The sequence below is a fragment of the Armatimonas sp. genome, assembly GCF_043760365.1.
Taxonomy (GTDB): Bacteria; Armatimonadota; Armatimonadia; order Armatimonadales; family Armatimonadaceae; genus Armatimonas.
On record NZ_JAYUPA010000544.1, the window covers coordinates 1 to 1,578 of the forward strand.

A 1,578-nucleotide genomic window follows, 5' to 3' on the forward strand; every position below is an offset into this window, starting at 1 on the left:
GGCTGTGTGCTGCCTTCTTTCGTGCCGGAGAGCAGCAGGCGATAGCTCATCTTCCAGAGTGGCGACTCGGTGATGTAGCCCACTTGCACCCGTCGTGTCCCGGGTCCGTCGAAGCGTAAGGTCACACTCCGGCGCTTATCATCGGCACCGGAAGCAAGCAGTGTCAGTGCCTCGCCAAACTCCCGAGAAACTTTCGGATCGTTGAAGGAAATCTCGCTCACCAGATCAAGGCGCACCGTGGTCAGGCCATTCGCCGTGAGCAGGTTCAGAAACTCAGCGCTGGTTGTCTTGCCCTCAGCACTCAGGAGATTTTTCGCCTCAACACTCACCAGCTTGCCAGTAACCGCACTCGTACTACTTGCCGTTGTCACGGTAACGACCTGCCCACGCAGACGATTCAGCAGTGCCGTGCGCTCCAGTGGCAAGGTGACATCCACCGCGAAACCCTGGAGCGTGCGGTTGACCGGGTCTTTTGCGGCATAAACCGCAGGCTGAACCTTGCCTTTCTCATCAATTAACACCAGGGACTTCAAGATATCGTTGATCTGCGCCGTCCGAAATGTTAAGGGCACGGTGGCGTTGCCGCTCACCTCGCCCTCGCGCTGGGTGTAGGCCACCCCCGACGAAAACAGCGTCACGGCGCGCACGGGCAGTGCGCTCTCTTGCGCCTTTACGGGCCCCTGTGCCAGCACGACTAAGGGAAGTATCATTGTGGTTAGCATCATTTCTTTCTCCCGCCCCGATTTGTTTTCGCCCCGATGAACCGGGGCGTCTTATTGACGTCGCAAGCTCCGACACGAAGGCCCTCGGGCCATACCGAGTTTACTCGGTTATGGGCGGGACGCCCTTTGTGTCCGAGGTACGAGGACAATAAGACGCCCCCGTTCATGGGGGCGAGATTCATGGGAGCGACTCTTATAAGTCCAGCGTATCCAGGAAAGCCTTCAATTCGGCCTGGGCATCGCGGGCGTTTTTGCGGAGGCGATTGCCCTCCTCGCGCAGCTCCAATAAGCGATTCTCCTGACCGTTGAGCTCGTCTAAGTAGCGGCGGTAGAGCGGCGACTCTTTATCGAGCGCCGCTAAGTTGCCCCGGATACGCCCCTGCTCCTCGTGGATCTGGGTGCGCTCTCTGTCCAGAAGATCGGCGTTGGTCTCCAGCTCATGGATCTTACGGCGACGTGCAATTGTCACCGCCAGCGCCTCTTTGAGGCGTGAGCGAAGCTCCCCCCTACTGGCATAGTGCGTGAGCTGGGCCGTGTCCGCTTCGAGTAGCACCACCGTGGTTCCCAGTGCCTGCTCCTGGGCGACGGCCAGGCTCGCGCTTGACCCGGGCGCAATACTGACGGCGAAACGGTAGCGATCCCGCGTGGTCTCGGTTGGCTCCGCAGGTGCGACTAATGTCCAGCCTTCCCAGAGCGGGTGCTCGACCAAGACGGTACGCGGCGCGGCGGCTTTGGACGTGAACTTGTAGAGCGTCTCCCGGCGGTTCTTGGACGTGATGGTGAGCACGCCGCGCTTGATGGTCAGGCTCAACTCATTACCATTGCGCAGCTCGTCGGTGCGAACTCCTTCGATACT

2 pseudogenes are annotated in these 1,578 nt (G+C 60.0%); both read right to left on the reverse strand.

The features are described 5' to 3' along the window. Positions 1 to 725, reverse strand: a pseudogene (locus ACH2EH_RS12545) (hypothetical protein); the annotation flags it as partial. A 190-nt stretch (positions 726 to 915) separates the two neighbouring features. Further along, positions 916 to 1,578 (reverse strand): annotated as a pseudogene (locus ACH2EH_RS12550) (hypothetical protein); the annotation flags it as partial.